The sequence below is a fragment of the Streptomyces nigrescens genome (assembly GCF_027626975.1).
GTDB lineage: Bacteria > Actinomycetota > Actinomycetes > Streptomycetales > Streptomycetaceae > Streptomyces > Streptomyces nigrescens.
Genome location: NZ_CP114203.1, coordinates 3,273,170 through 3,287,625, shown reverse-complemented (window position 1 = coordinate 3,287,625; position 14,456 = coordinate 3,273,170). Strand labels below are relative to the sequence as shown.

Genomic DNA, 14,456 nt, shown 5'->3' with positions numbered 1-14,456 from the left:
GCGTCAGCGCCGATTTCCGGAGAACAGTTTGATGCGCTCCAGCTCGGCGTTTGCGGCGGCATGGTCCAGCTCTTCCAGCAGCGCCTTGATCTCTGTTTTGTGTTCGGTGGAGGTGTGGGGATATTTGAGCTGCTTTTCCAGCGTTTTGCGGGCCCTGCCCACCTGCCAGCGCTCGGTGTACCACTCCGCTTGCAGCTTGAGGTTGTACAACAGGCTGCCGGCAATTACGGACACCGCCGGCGCCGCATAGAGAAGAGTTTGGCCGAGGGCGGTGTCCACTCCCACCGAATGGGCGATGGCGACCATCCCCGTACCGCCACCGACCCCGCCGAGACCTGCGTTGATCGAGTTCTGTGGGGTACTGCGGCCTCTGCTCTGCTTCCGGGCGGCGCGTTGCGCGGGAACTCGGGCTTCAGTCATTTTCCCGCCCCCTGCCCTCGCCGGGGTGCTGGGACAGGAATTCTTTGAGGAAAGCCTCCGCCTGGTCCGGCTTTTCCAAATTCACTTCAATGGTCAGGCCGTTACGCTGAACCTTGACGGTGCGTTTCCGTTTCGCCCCCAGGAAAGTCGCCACCGAGCTGGCCAGAGTGGCGAGTACGGTACCCGCGGATAATGCGGTGATCAAGGATTCCATGTCCACGGGGCGAGGTTACTCGAATCCCCGCGCCGTTTTTAAGGAAGGGTTGATTGTGCCGCATAATGTTCATATGTGAAAGCTCGGTCCCCGTGAATTCGAACAATGAGGGGAACGAGTCGGTCGAGAGACGGAACCGTTCGTGCGTCTCCCGGTCCCGCACAAAGAAGACCGCACCCGGCCCGTCACCCTCCACGGTCGGCGGAGGGCGTCGGAACGGGTGCGGACACTCGGAGAGGCGGTACGCCCCGCGCGCACGCGGGCCGGGACGCCGGGCCCGGGTCAGGCCTTCTTGGTCTCCCAGAAGATCTTGTCGATCTGGGCGATGTAGTCCAGCGCCTTCTGGCCGGTGGCCGGGTCGTGGGAACCCTTGGCGGCGCTGAGGGCCTTGAGAGTGTCGTTGATCAGCTGGTGCAGCTCCGGGTACTTCTCGAAGTGCGGCGGCTTGAAGTAGTCGCTCCACAGCACCGAGACGTGGTGCTTGGCCAGCTCGGCGCGCTGCTCCTTGATCAGGACGGCGCGGGTGCGGAAGTCCGCGTCCTCGTTGGCCTGGTACTTCTCCTGGACGGCCTTGACCGACTCGGCCTCGATGCGGGCCTGGGCCGGGTCGTACACGCCGCAGGGCAGGTCGCAGTGGGCGCTGACCTTCACCTTGGGGGCGAACAGGCGCGAAAGCATGTTCAGTCCTTCCTCGTGATCGTCTTCTCAGGTGCGAGATTACTCGGTGCGGGAAGGCTTTTCTCGGGCGGGCCGGGGGTCTTAGGGCAAAAGTCCGGTGTCACGCTGGGACTGTTGGAGGATGGGCCGGTGAGCGGGTCGGACCGGGGCTGGACCGGGAGGTACGGGATGCCGGAGCGGGTGCACGAGCGCGAGCCGGAGCGGGGTGCGGACGCGGACGCGGGGCATGAGCGGGGCGGGCTCCTCCGCGCCTTCGGGCTGGCCGAGGTGTACAACCCGTCGATGGTGCCGACGCTGCAGCCCGGCGACCAGCTGGTGGTGCGGTACGGGGCGGCGGTGCGGCCCGGTGACGTGGTCGTGCTGCGGCATCCGTTCCGGCAGGATCTGCTGATCGTCAAGCGGGCCGTGCGGCGGCGCGACGGCGGCTGGTGGGTCCAGGGGGACAATCCGTTCGTCGAGAACGACAGCCGGGAATTCGGGGTGGTCCCGGACGAACTGGTCATCGCCCGCGCCTGGGTGCGGGTGCGGCCGCCGCGCGGGATTCAGCGGTCGGTCGCCGGGGTGCTGTCCTGGGCCGTGTCGGCGGTCCGGCCGGTGCGGGCCGCGCGCTCGCTCTCCAGGCGCTTGCGGGCGCGGTAGGCGGCGACATTGGCGCGGGTGGCGCAGCGGTCGGAGCAGTAGCGCCGGGAGCGGTTGGTCGAGGTGTCCAGGTAGACGTTGCGGCAGGGCCGCGCCTCGCAGATGCCCAGCCGGTCCACGCCCAGCTCGGTGAGGTGGAAGGCCAGGCCCATACAGGCGGTCGCGGTGAAGCCGGCGGTCGCGTTGGCGGCGTGGTCGGCGATGTGCATGTGCCAGTCGGGGCGGCCGTTGTCGTCCCGGTACTCGTGGCCGGAGATCTGCGGGCTGACGGGGAACTCCATCATCAGGGCGTTCAGCAGGTCCACGGCCAGCACCTCGTCACCGGCGTCGGCGGCCTCGAAGACGGCGCGCAGCCGGGCGCGGACCGTGCGCAGCCGGGTGACGTCGCTGTCCGTCGCGCGCCGGGCGGCCTGCTGGGCGGGGCCGAAGAGTTCCCGTACGACATCGACCGAGGTGAGGGTGTCCGTGCCGCGTTCGGGCTGCTCGGTGTTGACCAGTCGCACGGCATAGTCCGAGTAATAGGCCAGTTCCACTTGTAGTCCTTACGGGCGGAGGCTAGGGTACGGATACGTGCTTGTAGTAAGGGGTGTCCTCACTACGAGGGTATTACGGCCTGAAGGGGAAGCGATGACCGAGACCGTCGTCGGCGCCGATTGGCAAGCGTGGCAGAACAGTTGGGACCGCCAGCAGGAGTGGTACCTCCCCGACCGCGAGGAGCGGTTCCGGGTGATGCTGGACATGGTCGAGGCGCTGGTGGGCCCCGAGCCCCGGGTGCTGGACCTGGCATGCGGCACCGGCAGTATCTCCGACCGGCTGCTGAAGCGGTTCCCCGGGGCCGAGAGTGTGGGCGTCGATCTGGATCCCGCGCTGCTGGCCATCGCGGAAGGGTACTTCGAAGGCGAGTCCCGGGTCCGCTTCGTACGGGCCGATCTCAAGGACCCGCGGTGGACGGAGAAGCTGCCGCACGACTCGTACGACGCGGTGCTCACCGCCACCGCGCTGCACTGGCTGCACACCGAGGACCTGCGCGCGCTGTACGGGCAGCTCGGCACCCTGGTGCGGGACGGCGGGGTCTTCATGAACGCCGACCACATGCCCGAGGAGGGCACCCCGCGGATCAACGCCGCCGAGCGGGCCTTCCGGCATGCGCGGATGGACGCGGCGAAGGCGTCCGGCGCCGTCGACTGGGCCGAGTGGTGGCAGCTGGCGGCCGCCGACCCGCGGCTGGCCGCGCCGACCGCCGAGCGCTTCGAGATCTACGGCGAGCATGCGGACGGTGACACCCCGTCGGCCGCGTGGCACGCCGCCGTGCTGCGGGATTCGGGCTTCGCGGAGGCCCGGCCGGTGTGGGCCTCACCCACCGACGCGCTGGTGCTGGGCCTGAAGTAGACCGTCCCGGCAGCACGTACGCGCGCCGCCCCGGCGGAACCTCCACCGGGGCGGCGCGCACCGCGTCCGCAGAAGGAGCGCTACAGCACCTTCGACAGGAACGACTTCGTCCGCTCGTGCTGCGGGTTGCCGAGCACATCGCGCGGGTGGCCGGATTCGACCACCACACCGTCGTCCATGAAGACCAGCGAGTCGCCGACCTCCCGGGCGAAGCCCATCTCATGGGTCACGACGATCATCGTCATGCCGTCCGCTGCCAGGTCCTTCATGACGTCCAGGACGTCACCGACCAGCTCCGGGTCGAGGGCCGAGGTCGGCTCGTCGAAGAGCATCAGCTTCGGCTCCATCGCCAGCGCACGGGCGATGGCCACGCGCTGCTGCTGGCCGCCGGAGAGCTGCGAGGGGTAGTTCCCGGCCTTGTCGGCGAGGCCGACGCGGTCCAGGAGCTTGGTCGCGCGTTCCCGGGCGGCGCCCTTGGACTCGCCCTTGACCTGGATCGGCGCCTCCATGATGTTCTCCACCGCGGTCATGTGCGGGAAGAGGTTGAAGCGCTGGAAGACCATGCCGATGTCGCGGCGGCGGGCGGCGACCTCCTTGTCGCGCAGCTCGTAGAGCTTGCCGTTGTGCTCGCGGTAGCCGACCAGTTCGCCGTCGACGGACAGCCGGCCGGCGTTGACCTTCTCCAGGTGGTTGATGCAGCGCAGGAACGTCGACTTGCCGGAGCCGGACGGGCCGATCAGGCAGAAGACCTCCCGCGGCGCGACCTCCAGGTCGATGCCCTTGAGGATGTGGGCCGCGCCGAAGGACTTGTGGACGCCCTCGGCCTTGACCATCGGGCCGCCGCTCGTGCCGGCCGCCTTGCTCGTCGTGATCTTGCTGGTCATCCCATACCTCCGGGGCGGTTGAAGCCGCCGGACAGCCTCGACTTGGCGCGCTGCAGCGGGGTGAGCGGAAGCTGGCGGCTGGAGCCGCGGGCGTAGTAGCGCTCCAGGTAGTACTGGCCGATGCTGAGCACCGTGGTGGCGATGAGGTACCAGGCGGCGGCGAGGATCAGCATCTCCACGACGACACCGGAGTCCCGTCCGACGTTCTGCGCGGCCTGCAGCAAATCGTAGTACTGGACGGCGATGACCAGCGAGGAGGTCTTCAGCATGTTGATGACCTCGTTGCCTGTCGGCGGCACGATCACCCGCATCGCCTGCGGCACGATGATCCGGCGCAGCGTCTTGGCGTGGCTCATACCCAGCGCGTGCGCCGCCTCGGTCTGGCCCTCGTCGACGGCGTTGAGGCCGGCCCGGCAGATCTCCGCCATGTACGCCGCCTCGTTGAGCCCCAGGCCCAGCAGCGCGCACAGGAAGGGGGTCATGAAGTCCGACCACTCGTCCTTGTAGATCGGCATGATGTCGATGTACTGGAAGACGAGGCCCAGGTTGAACCAGAGGAACAGCTGGACGTAGACCGGCGTTCCGCGGAAGAACCAGACGTAGAACCAGGCGACCGTCGAGGTGACCGGGTTCTTGGACTGGCGCATCACGGCCAGGATCACACCGCCGACGATGCCGATGATCATCGAGAGCACGGTGATCAGCAGGGTGTTGCGCAGGCCCTTGAGGATGTCCGCGTTGAACATGTACTGGGGGATGGCGTCCCAGTTGACGTCCGCGGTGGCGAAGGCCCTGCCCAGGGCGGCGATTACCCCGATGACGACGATCGCCGCCACCCAGCGCCCGTAATGGCGCACCGGGATGGCTTTGATGGACTCGGGCGGCGGAGCATCGGCCGGCGGCTGGGCCGACTTGTCGACGTCAACTGACACGGGTGTTGCCTTTCAGCATTCGGCGGGAGGTGCGCGGGGCGGACGGGGCGGCGTACAGCGGCTCATCAGCCGCCATTGAGCTGCACCTTCTTGACCGCGGCGTCCTTGACGTCCCACTTGTCCAGGACCTTGGCGTACGAGCCGTTCTTGATCGTGCGTTCCACGGCGGCCTTCAGTGCGTCACGCAGCCGGTCCTGGCCCTTGGGAACCGCGATGCCGTACGGGGCCGCCTTCAGCGGCGCGCCGCCGACCATCTGGAAGTCCTTGCCCTTGCCGGAGACCTTCACCGCGTACGCCGCGACCGGGTAGTCGCTGGAGACGGCGTCCACACCGCCGGTACGCAGCCGGGTCTGGGCCTCGGAGTCGTTGTCGAACGCCTCGATCGAGATCGGCTCGGAATCGTTGGACTCACAGGCCTTCGACTTGTCCTTGGCCAGGTCGTGCGAGACCGTGCCGCGCTGCACCGCGATCTTCTTGCCGCACAGCGTTTCCCAGCCGTCGACGCCGTTGGTCTTGCCCTTGCGGGTGTAGAGCGAGACGCCGACGTTGAGGTAGTCGATGAAGTCGACACCCTTGCCGATCTTCTTGCCGGTGTTGCTGTCGATGCCCTCCTGGCGCTCCTTGGTGTCCGTCATCGCCGACATCGCGATGTCGTAGCGCTTGGACTTCAGGCCGCCCATGAGGGTGTCGAAGGTGGCGTTGTTGAAGTTGAGCTTGATGCCCAGCTCCTTGCTCATCGCCGCCGCGAGATCCGGGTCGATGCCCTCGATCTTCCCGTTGGAGCGGAACTCCACCGGCTTGTAGGTGATGTCCGAGCCGACCTGGAGGAAGCCCTTTTCCTGGACGTCCTTGGGCAGCAGCTTGAACAGTGGGGCGTTGACGTTGCGGCTCTTCTTCGCCTCGCGCTTGGCGATGGCCTCATTCGTCTGGTCGCCGCAGGCGCTGAGCAACAGCAGCGAGGCGGCGACCGCGGTCGCTGCGGCCACGGCTGTGCGAGACCTGCCGGCGGCCGAGCGACGGGTGGTGCTTGCGGTCATGCTGATCCTCCTGCGGATGGAGAAGCCGACGTGACAAAAGGGCCGGGGCACACCTTCGAGCGTCGCGACCTCGGTTGGTGTCGGAATCCTGCCATCCGGACTCCGGTATTCGGACTGTCGTTCAGGTCAAAATCGGATAACGGACGGGGACGGCGAGGTGGCGGGCAGATGCCGCAAGGGAGGTTCCGTGCCGGCGGACGGCGCCGGCGGCCCGGTCCGCTCCGGGCATCCCGGGTGCCGGAGGGGAGGGGGAGGGCTCTTCTGGGTTTTTTGTGCATTTCGCGGTTATTGTCGGAACTCTCAACCCGAGAGTAATGAATCTGACTCGTCGGGGCGCGCGCCCGTCAGGTAGAAAGGTGCGTTACACCCCTCATCCGGGGCTCAGGGCGCGTGTGCGGCGCGCCCGGCGTCCGTACCTCCCCCCGCGCGGCAGTCATCTGTTGCGCAGGGCGCGGACGCGGTGCCCGCCCACCCCTCAACCAGGGAGTGGCCACCCTCAGCAGATTTACGAATAAAAGGGGTAAGACAAGTGGCAGCGGAGATCGTCAATCCTCGCAGCGACAGCAATACCGGTGCGGACGCGGGCAGTGCGCCCGACGACGCCTTCGATCCGGCGTTCGCGCTGCATCGCGGCGGCAAGATGGCCATTCAGGCGACCGTGCCGGTCCGGGACAAGGACGACCTGTCCCTCGCCTACACACCGGGCGTCGCCAAGGTGTGCAGCGCCATCGCCGAGCAGCCCGAGCTGGTGCACGACTACACCTGGAAGTCCCAGGTCGTCGCCGTGGTCACGGACGGCACCGCGGTGCTGGGCCTGGGCGACATCGGCCCGGAGGCCTCCCTCCCCGTGATGGAGGGCAAGGCCATCCTCTTCAAGCAGTTCGGCGGTGTGGACGCGGTGCCGATCGCGCTCGCCACCACCGACACCGACGAGATCATCGAGACCGTCGTCCGGATGGCTCCGTCCTTCGGCGGCGTCAATCTGGAGGACATCTCGGCGCCGCGGTGCTTCGAGATCGAGCGCCGGCTCCAGGAGCGGCTGGACATCCCGGTCTTCCACGACGACCAGCACGGCACCGCCGTGGTCACCCTGGCCGCCCTGCGCAACGCCGCCAAGCTCACCGACCGTTCGCTCGGCCAGCTGCGGGCGGTCATCTCGGGTGCCGGTGCGGCCGGTGTCGCCATCGCCAAGATCCTCATCGAGGCGGGCATCGGAGACGTCGCGGTCTGTGACCGCAAGGGCGTCGTCTCCACCGACCGCAGCGACCTCACGGACGTCAAGCGCGAGGTGGCCGGCTTCACCAACAAGGGCCGGCTGACCGGCTCGCTGGAGGACGCGCTGGACGGTGCCGATGTCTTCATCGGTGTCTCCGGTGGCACGGTGCCGGAGGAGGCGGTGGCGAAGATGGCGAAGGACTCGCTGATCTTCGCGATGGCCAACCCCACCCCGGAGATCCACCCGGATGTCGCGCACAAGTACGCGGCCGTGGTCGCCACCGGGCGCAGCGACTTCCCCAACCAGATCAACAACGTGCTGGCCTTCCCGGGCATCTTCGCCGGTGCCATGCAGGTGCGGGCCTCGCGGATCACGGAGGGCATGAAGCTCGCCGCCGCCGAGGCGCTGGCCGCCGTGGTCGCCGACGAACTCAGCGCCGACCGGGTCATCCCCTCGCCGTTCGACGAGCGGGTCGCCCCGGCCGTCACCGCCGCCGTCGCGGCCGCCGCCCGCGCCGAGGGCGTGGCGCGCCGCTGACCGCACCCTCGCGCTCCACGCCGACGGGCCGGGCCCGCACCCTCTCTCGGGTGCGGGCCCGGCCCGTCGGCGTAGCGGGGCGCGGCCGGGGCGGCGCGGTGCGTGTCACACCCGTACGCGGTACCGCAGCGCCCGGCCGCGGCCTACGTTGGGATCATGTTTGCTGCCTATGCCGCCCGCATCGACCGTGACCAGCCGCTGAACGGCCTCGAATTGGGGGAGCGCCCGGCCCCCGACGTACGTCCCGGCTGGACGACCGTCAACGTCAAGGCCGCCTCCCTCAACCACCACGACCTGTGGTCGCTGCGCGGGGTGGGGATCACCGAGGAGGCGCTGCCGATGATCCTCGGCTGCGATGCCGCCGGGGTGGACGCGGACGGCAACGAGGTCGTCCTGCACTCCGTCATCGGGCAGACCGGCCACGGTGTCGGCCCCAAGGAGAAGCCCTCCATCCTCACCGAGCGGTATCAGGGCACGTTCGCGGAGCAGGTCACCGTCCCCTCCTGGAATGTGCTGCCCAAGCCGAAGGAGCTGTCCTTCGCGGAGGCCGCCTGTCTGCCGACCGCCTGGCTGACCGCGTACCGGATGCTGTTCACCAACGGCGGCGTACGGCCCGGGGACAGCGTCCTGGTGCAGGGCGCGGGCGGCGGTGTGGCGACCGCCGCCATCGTGCTGGGCGCCGCGGCCGGGCTGCGGGTCTTCGCCACCAGCCGGGACGAGGCCAAGCGCAAGCGCGCCCTGGAGCTGGGCGCCGAGGCGGTGTTCGCGACCGGTGAGCGGCTGCCGCAGCGGGTGGACGCGGTGATCGAGACGGTCGGCGCCGCCACCTGGTCCCACTCCGTGAAGTCGCTGCGCCCCGGCGGCACCCTGGTCATCTCGGGCGCCACCAGCGGCTTCACCCCGAAGAGCGGGGAGCTCAACCGGATCTTCTTCCTGGAGCTGAAGATCGTCGGCTCCACGATGGGCAGCAAGGAGGAGCTGGCGTCGCTGCTCAGCTTCTGCGCGGCCAAGGGCATCCGGCCGGTCATCGACTCGACGCTGCCGCTGGACCGGGCGCGTGAGGGGTTCACCAAGATGGCGGAGGGCGAGCTGTTCGGCAAGATCGTGCTGACCGTCTGACGGCCTGACGGCTGCCACCTCTTCATCGGAAGGCTGTGAACGTGCGGATCCTGCGGGCGGAGGGGCGCCCCGCCGCGCCATGGAGCAACGGCGGCGGGGTGACCCGGGAGGTCGCCGTGCACCCGCCGGGCGCCGGCTGGGACACCTTCGCCTGGCGGGTCAGCCTCGCGGACGTCACCCGGGACGGGCCGTACTCGCCGCTGCCCGGCGTCCGGCGGATCCTCACCGTCGTCGACGGCGCCGGGCTGGAGCTGACGGTGGACGGCACCACCCGTCTCCTCCCGGACCGCTGCCGCCCGTTCGCCTTCCCCGGCGGCGCGGACACCGGCTCCCGGCTGCTGGACGGCCCCGTCGTCAACCTCAATGTGATGCTGCGGGAGGGGCGGGCGGACGCGGTGGTGGAGATGGTGCGGGGGCACCGGGTGGTGGAGCCGGTGCCGCGGCCGGGGGGCGGCCAGGACACCGGGTCCGGGGTGCTCGTGGTGGCGGTGGAGGGAAGCACGCGGCTCGTGGGGCGCGGGGCGGCCGGGGAGTCCGCCGTGCAGCTGGCGAGGTTCGACGCGGCGCTGCTGACGGGGCCGGACGCGGTGCCTGCCGAGGTGCGGACGGACGGTGTCGCGGCGGTGATCCGCTTGTCCGGCCCCGGCCCCGGCCCCGTCGAGTCCGCCGGTCCGGCCCGGAGTCGGTTCATGGACACCCCCTAGGCCGAGCTCTGGCCGTCCGTGCTGGAGTCCCCGGCACGGACGGCCGGGCACCGGTGGTGGCGTCCGCATCCTCACTGCCGGGTGGTGCTCCAGGCCGCCGTCGCTGTTCTTGCCGCGTCGGCGGCCCGGGAGATGCGCTTGCTGCTCCCTCGGATGTCGCGGCTGAATTCGATGTGCAGGAAAGGGACTCCGGCGGCAGCCGCGGCACGGCCCTGCATGTTGGTGCGGCCCTCCAGGGGACAGTCACGGGCCCAGGCGCGGCAGGCGTCGATGCCGCTGTCGTCCAGGGCGTCGGCCACGGCGCGGCCAGTGGCGCGGCCCCGGTTCCCGGCGCCGGTGGAGGTGACCGCGTCATAGCCGGGTACGGAATCGTCCGCGAACCCGTGCACCTGGACGCCCGGAAGGCGTCGTTTGAGCAAGGCGTCGCAAACGGCGTGGAAAACCGTGTCCCGGCGGTGCGCGACATCGGCCGCGAGGCCCTGGCCGGCTGCGCGGTGGGCACCCGCCAGGACCAGGACACCGCCGGGCGTTCCGCGCAGTATGGCGACGCCGAGATCCTCGCTGTGCGCGTCGGCGACCGGGTGCGGGACCTGCACCGACCACCGCGAAGGGGCGGTCAGGTCGACATAGACGCGCCCCCAGCCGCGGGTGGCGGTGCCGGTGTCCGCTGCGTCGGCGAGCTCGGCGTACCGGCGGCCGGTGACTTGGTCGGTCAGGGTGCGGATGCGGAACCCGACGTCGGCGAGGCGCTGTCCGGCCTGTGCGCGACGGCCGTCGAGGAACAGACCGACGCCGTCCGCCACCGCCCGCTGCTGTGGCCCGGTGGGTGCGCGGTAGCCGCTGCGCGGTCCCATCCCGGAGGTGAATTCGGCGATGTACTGCTTCAGGTCGAGGGTGCCCCGCGGGGTGGGGGCCGGATGGTCAGGCTTCTTCGGAGGTTGCCCGCTGCATGCCGTGATGATCACCATGCTGAATACGATCATGGCTTTGACCAGCAACGTTCTCGGAAATTTCATCTTTGCGGGGAAAGTGTCGGCCATAACTGCATGACAATACTTGGGTGCATATAACCCTTCGTGCGGGCTTCGCGGCTCGCACCACTGCGCTGGCATTACTCGCGGTGTGCGCCGCGGCATGTGCCGGCCCTGGAGAGAGCAATCCGCCCAGGGCGGAAGGACGTTCGTTCACGGTGGCCGCGGCGGGAGACATCCTGATTCACCCGCAGCTGACGGAGCAGGCAAAAAGAGACGCCAAGAGAACGGGCCGTGGGGTCAAGGGGATTGACTTCAACCCGATCATGGCCGGAATCAAACCGGTCATCAGCAAGGCGGACTTGGGTATCTGCCACTTCGAGCCCGTCGTGGGCACGCCGGAAGGCCCCTTCCGGTCCTACCCGGACTTTCTCGTCCCCCCACAGATCACCACCACGATCAAGAAGGTCGGCTACGACACCTGCTCAACCGCCTCGAACCACACCCTCGACCACGGTGCGGCAGGGGTGGAACGGACCTTGGGGGCCATGGACAAGGCCGGTCTGCGGCACACCGGTTCGGCCCGCAGCGGGGCGGAGGCGGGCAAGCCGCTCATCATGGACGTCAAGGGCGTCAAGGTCGCACAGATCTCCTTCGCCTACGGCTTCAACGGCCGCAAAGCGCCGAAGGACAAGCCCTGGTTGGTCAACCGGACCAGCGTCGAGCGGATCGCAGCAGCGGAGCGGGCCGCCCGCAGGGCCGGGGCCGACGTGGTCATCCTCAGCGTCCACTGGGGCCAGGAGCACCGGCCCGACCCGAGCACCCCGCAGCTGGCCCTGGGCAGGGAGATCGCCGAGAAGACCGGCATCAACCTGGTGATCGGCCATCACGCCCATGTCGTGCAGCCGATGGAGAAAGTGCACGGAACCTGGATCGCGTATGGACTCGGCAACCAGCTTGCCCGCCACGAGACGCCGACCGGCCTGTCGGAGGAAGGCGTGATCGGCTGGTTCAAGTTCACCGAGCGGGGCGGTGACTGGGACGTCCGGGCCCGCTATGTGCCGACGCTCGTCGACATCCCGCCGGAGGAGAAAGATCCCGTCGCCGGCGGGGGCGGCGAGGCGAGCGGGCAACGCGACCACCGGTTGGTGGACGTGGCCGCTGCGCTGCGTGGCCACAAGAAGCTCACCGCGCAGCAGCGGGCCCGCTACCGGCTCGCCTTCGAGCGGACCCGCGGCACGATGCTGAACCGCGGCGCCGCCGAAGGCGCTCTCAAGCCGCTCAAGGACATCCCCGGCTGATTCGCCGTCACCCTCTCTCACTGCCGTACACCGGACGGTCTCAGCCGTTCGGATCTCAGGAAGGGCTGCCCCACGTGCCCCCGCGACCCCCACACACCAACGACCCACTCCAGGAGGGGAGTTCCCCGCCGGCCGCTCCGCGGACGAAGCTGCGGCACACGGCTCGGCGCCGGGCCGATATGTCACTGCTCGGCGGCGTACGCCCGCCCATCGCCGTCCTGTCGGCCCTGCTGCTCGCCCTGGCCGCCGTCACTGCCCTCGGCCTCGGCAGGGTCGGCCACGACAGGATTCCCGAGGCGGTGCTCACGTCTCAGCAGCAATTCGCCGAGGACGGCGCCATCGCCATGCGTTCCTCGGTCGACGAGAGCGTCACCGACCTCCATCGTGTGGCGGGACTCCTCAGTTCGGGTGCCCCGGTCCCGGCCGATGCCGTGCTGGACAAGGTCGGCAGCGTCTACCAGAAGTGGCGCGGCACGGCCGTCATCGAGATCGGGTCGGGCAAGCTCCTCGCCGCACGGGGCGAGAACCTGCCACTGGCGACGATCGACCGCGGAAAGCTGTCCGAGAAGGACGGGCTCGGCCCGCGCATGGTCCGCCTGGCGAACGGTGAGACCCGCCTGCTCTCCTTTGCCCTGCTCTCCTGGGACGGCCGGCCGAAGCAGCTCCTCGTCGCTTCCCGCAGCCTTCGTGTCCCCGGCATCAGCCTCGGCCAGTTCCGGACCATCGCCGTGCTGGACTCGACGGGCGCGATTCTCAGCCGCGGTGGCAGCCGCGAGTCCGAGCAGGACCTCGACGACCCGCAGCGGAAGGCGGCCAAGCGGGCGGACAGTGAGCTGAGGGCGTTCGCCAGGACTGCTGCCGAGAGGGCCCGTCAGCACCCCCTCAAGGCCAGGGAGCCAGGTTCCGGGGGCTTTCCGGGGGTGAGCGGGAGCCTCACCGGCGGGGCGTCCAACGGTGAGCGCGCCGCAGCCGGTTATGCCACCCTCGCTCCCGCCCGGCCCGGCGAGAGCACCGTCGCCGGCGGCCTCGGCCTGACGGTCGTCACGATGGTCGACGTGGCCGAGGACCCGTCCCGGGGCGCCGACCCGCTCTTCGGTGTCGCCGCGGCCGGCGCGCTGCTCGTCATCGGTGCGGCTGTCGTGGCTCTGCTTCTCGGTCTCGTGCAGCGCCCGCTGCTCCGGCTCTTCCTGGAGAGCCGCCGACTCACCGGAGGCGAGCTGCAGCGGCCCGTGAGCGTACCCGCAAACGGAGAGGCGGCCCGGGTCGGCCACGCACTGGAACGTCTGCGGCGCCAGCTCCTCGGCGCGCCGCACGGGACGAGCGACCCCGCCACCCCGCGGCGGCTGCGCCGGATCGGTGTCCGGGGCCTGACGGCCGCGTGTGCGGTACTCCTGCTCGCCTGGTCCGCCCCACTGGCGCTGTCCCTGAACCACGCCGACGCGAAGGCCGTCATTCCGCAGCAGCTCGTCAACGACCAGCGCGAGCGCACCGACACCCTGGCCGACCGGGTCCGGCGAGCCCTCGACGAGGGCCGTACCGACCTCGTCTCGGTGGCGTCCCTGATCGGCGACCGCACCTCGCCGGACCAGATGGCCGAGGTCCTGGAGCGCACCCTTCAGGAGCACCCGCGTTACGCGTCCCTGTACATCCTCGGTGCCGACGGAAAGGTACTGGCCCGGGCCGGCGGCACTCCGCATCACCCGGCCGGCAAGGGCCCGGGCACCCGAGCGGTCACCGTGCTCAACGAGGGGGGCAAGGAGCCGGTCGTGGCGGGCTATGCAGAGGTGCCGGGCCGGAAGGGCGCCGCCGTGGCCGGTGAGTTCCGGGTCGACTTCTTCAATTCACTGCTCAAGCGGCCCGGCCTCGGCGAGGTCCGGGTGGTCGACGACAAGCGCCGGACACTCGGTGGCAACACCGGCTACCGCGCCTTCGAGAAGCTGCCCTCGGAGCGGCTCGACACCCTGGTGCAGGGGACGGGCGCCAGAGCCGGCGCGAGCCTGCGGCCCGGCGCGCTCCTCCACCGCAACGGCAGCGGCGTCCAGATCGCGGCGGCGGCCCCGTTCAACGGCGGCGGCGTGGCGAAGTCGCTGAACTGGACCGTGGTCAGCTGGAAGCCCGCTGAAGGGCTTGCCCTGCCCCAGTACACCGTGCAGAACCACACCGTGCTGGCCGGGCTGCTCGGTCTCACTGCTGCCGCCGCCTGTCTCGGCTGGCTGCACATCGTGGTGGCGCGCCCGCTGCGCACCCTGGCCGCACAGGCCGAGGCGCTCGCCGACGGGGACCGTCGCACCGTGCTCTACCCACGCCATCACGACGAGGTCGGCGCCGTCGTCCGCAGCCTGGAGCTGATCCGGCAGCAGCTCCAGGAGCAGCGCAAGCGGGACAGTGCCCCTCTGGCCGGAAGGAACTGACGGA

General features: G+C 69.8%; 15 protein-coding genes. 7 read left to right on the top strand and 8 right to left on the bottom strand.

Annotation, left to right across the window (positions count from 1 at the left end; genetic code table 11):
- Window positions 1-3: 3 nt before the first annotated feature.
- From STRNI_RS14670 to sodN, 3 genes are all read right to left on the bottom strand, one after another.
- Window positions 4-420 (bottom strand): hypothetical protein, encoded by a 417-nt coding sequence (locus tag STRNI_RS14670; RefSeq protein ID WP_204165934.1) that lies wholly within the window; start codon window positions 418-420, stop codon window positions 4-6.
- Complete coding sequence (locus STRNI_RS14665) at window positions 413-634, bottom strand: effector-associated constant component EACC1 (protein WP_262371305.1); 222 nt, start codon at window positions 632-634, stop codon at window positions 413-415. Before STRNI_RS14665 ends, STRNI_RS14670 begins: the two co-directional genes overlap by 8 nt.
- Before the next feature lie 282 nt (window positions 635-916).
- Window positions 917-1,312, bottom strand: a complete 396-nt coding sequence (gene sodN / locus STRNI_RS14660; RefSeq protein ID WP_018087486.1) for a superoxide dismutase, Ni — start codon at window positions 1,310-1,312, stop codon at window positions 917-919.
- A gap of 168 nt (window positions 1,313-1,480) precedes the next feature.
- Between sodN and sodX the strand changes: the two genes are divergently transcribed.
- A complete protein-coding gene (sodX, locus tag STRNI_RS14655; RefSeq protein WP_018087485.1) occupies window positions 1,481-1,951 on the top strand; it encodes a nickel-type superoxide dismutase maturation protease in 471 nt (156 codons plus the stop codon).
- Here the strand turns inward: sodX and STRNI_RS14650 are convergent.
- A complete protein-coding gene (locus tag STRNI_RS14650; RefSeq protein WP_018087484.1) occupies window positions 1,855-2,484 on the bottom strand; it encodes a CGNR zinc finger domain-containing protein in 630 nt (209 codons plus the stop codon). The two genes, sodX and STRNI_RS14650, sit on opposite strands and share 97 nt — an antisense overlap.
- 94 nt (window positions 2,485-2,578) lie before the next feature.
- Between STRNI_RS14650 and STRNI_RS14645 the strand changes: the two genes are divergently transcribed.
- Window positions 2,579-3,340, top strand: a complete 762-nt coding sequence (locus tag STRNI_RS14645) for a class I SAM-dependent methyltransferase (RefSeq protein ID WP_018087483.1) — start codon at window positions 2,579-2,581, stop codon at window positions 3,338-3,340.
- Window positions 3,341-3,420: 80 nt separating this feature from the next.
- Here STRNI_RS14645 and STRNI_RS14640 read toward each other — a convergent pair whose 3' ends face one another.
- The 3 genes from STRNI_RS14640 to STRNI_RS14630 form a co-directional block, all read right to left on the bottom strand.
- A complete protein-coding gene (locus STRNI_RS14640) occupies window positions 3,421-4,173 on the bottom strand; it encodes an amino acid ABC transporter ATP-binding protein (RefSeq protein ID WP_026169260.1) in 753 nt (250 codons plus the stop codon).
- Window positions 4,174-4,220: 47 nt separating this feature from the next.
- Window positions 4,221-5,156 (bottom strand): amino acid ABC transporter permease, encoded by a 936-nt coding sequence (locus STRNI_RS14635; RefSeq protein WP_018087481.1) that lies wholly within the window; start codon window positions 5,154-5,156, stop codon window positions 4,221-4,223.
- A gap of 65 nt (window positions 5,157-5,221) precedes the next feature.
- Window positions 5,222-6,193, bottom strand: a complete 972-nt coding sequence (locus STRNI_RS14630; RefSeq protein ID WP_026169259.1) for an ABC transporter substrate-binding protein — start codon at window positions 6,191-6,193, stop codon at window positions 5,222-5,224.
- A gap of 529 nt (window positions 6,194-6,722) precedes the next feature.
- Here STRNI_RS14630 and STRNI_RS14625 point away from each other — a divergent pair.
- The 3 genes from STRNI_RS14625 to STRNI_RS14615 all read left to right on the top strand — a co-directional run bounded on the left by STRNI_RS14625 (window position 6,723) and on the right by STRNI_RS14615 (window position 9,769).
- The gene (locus STRNI_RS14625) at window positions 6,723-7,946 is read left to right on the top strand and encodes an NAD(P)-dependent malic enzyme (RefSeq protein WP_018087479.1); all 1,224 of its coding nucleotides are present in this window, start codon (window positions 6,723-6,725) and stop codon (window positions 7,944-7,946) included.
- A gap of 156 nt (window positions 7,947-8,102) precedes the next feature.
- Entirely contained in the window at window positions 8,103-9,065 is a 963-nt protein-coding gene (locus STRNI_RS14620; protein ID WP_018087478.1) for a zinc-binding dehydrogenase, read from the top strand.
- A 35-nt stretch (window positions 9,066-9,100) separates the two neighbouring features.
- Window positions 9,101-9,769 carry a HutD/Ves family protein gene (locus tag STRNI_RS14615; protein ID WP_277411371.1) on the top strand — a complete coding sequence of 223 codons (669 nt, stop codon included), beginning with the start codon at window positions 9,101-9,103 and terminating at the stop codon, window positions 9,767-9,769.
- Window positions 9,770-9,840: 71 nt separating this feature from the next.
- Here STRNI_RS14615 and STRNI_RS14610 read toward each other — a convergent pair whose 3' ends face one another.
- Window positions 9,841-10,737: a hypothetical protein gene (locus STRNI_RS14610; protein ID WP_277411370.1), complete on the bottom strand. Its 897-nt coding sequence runs from the start codon at window positions 10,735-10,737 to the stop codon at window positions 9,841-9,843.
- 137 nt (window positions 10,738-10,874) lie between these two features.
- Here STRNI_RS14610 and STRNI_RS14605 point away from each other — a divergent pair, with 137 nt between their 5' ends.
- Window positions 10,875-12,041, top strand: coding sequence for a CapA family protein (locus STRNI_RS14605; protein WP_381844623.1), 1,167 nt, complete (start codon window positions 10,875-10,877; stop codon window positions 12,039-12,041).
- A gap of 179 nt (window positions 12,042-12,220) precedes the next feature.
- Window positions 12,221-14,452: a HAMP domain-containing protein gene (locus tag STRNI_RS14600; RefSeq protein ID WP_159489044.1), complete on the top strand. Its 2,232-nt coding sequence runs from the start codon at window positions 12,221-12,223 to the stop codon at window positions 14,450-14,452.
- Window positions 14,453-14,456: the final 4 nt, after the last annotated feature.

Coding starts and splice junctions, on each gene's coding strand:
- STRNI_RS14640 (WP_026169260.1), bottom strand. CDS start 4,173: ATGGTCAAGGCCGAGGGCGTCCACAAGTCCTTCGGCGCGGCCCACATC.
- STRNI_RS14600 (WP_159489044.1), top strand. CDS start 12,221: ATGTCACTGCTCGGCGGCGTACGCCCGCCCATCGCCGTCCTGTCGGCC.
- STRNI_RS14670 (WP_204165934.1), bottom strand. CDS start 420: ATGACTGAAGCCCGAGTTCCCGCGCAACGCGCCGCCCGGAAGCAGAGC.
- STRNI_RS14620 (WP_018087478.1), top strand. CDS start 8,103: ATGTTTGCTGCCTATGCCGCCCGCATCGACCGTGACCAGCCGCTGAAC.
- STRNI_RS14645 (WP_018087483.1), top strand. CDS start 2,579: ATGACCGAGACCGTCGTCGGCGCCGATTGGCAAGCGTGGCAGAACAGT.
- STRNI_RS14665 (WP_262371305.1), bottom strand. CDS start 634: ATGGAATCCTTGATCACCGCATTATCCGCGGGTACCGTACTCGCCACT.
- sodN (WP_018087486.1), bottom strand. CDS start 1,312: ATGCTTTCGCGCCTGTTCGCCCCCAAGGTGAAGGTCAGCGCCCACTGC.
- STRNI_RS14610 (WP_277411370.1), bottom strand. CDS start 10,737: ATGGTGATCATCACGGCATGCAGCGGGCAACCTCCGAAGAAGCCTGAC.
- sodX (WP_018087485.1), top strand. CDS start 1,481: ATGCCGGAGCGGGTGCACGAGCGCGAGCCGGAGCGGGGTGCGGACGCG.
- STRNI_RS14630 (WP_026169259.1), bottom strand. CDS start 6,193: ATGACCGCAAGCACCACCCGTCGCTCGGCCGCCGGCAGGTCTCGCACA.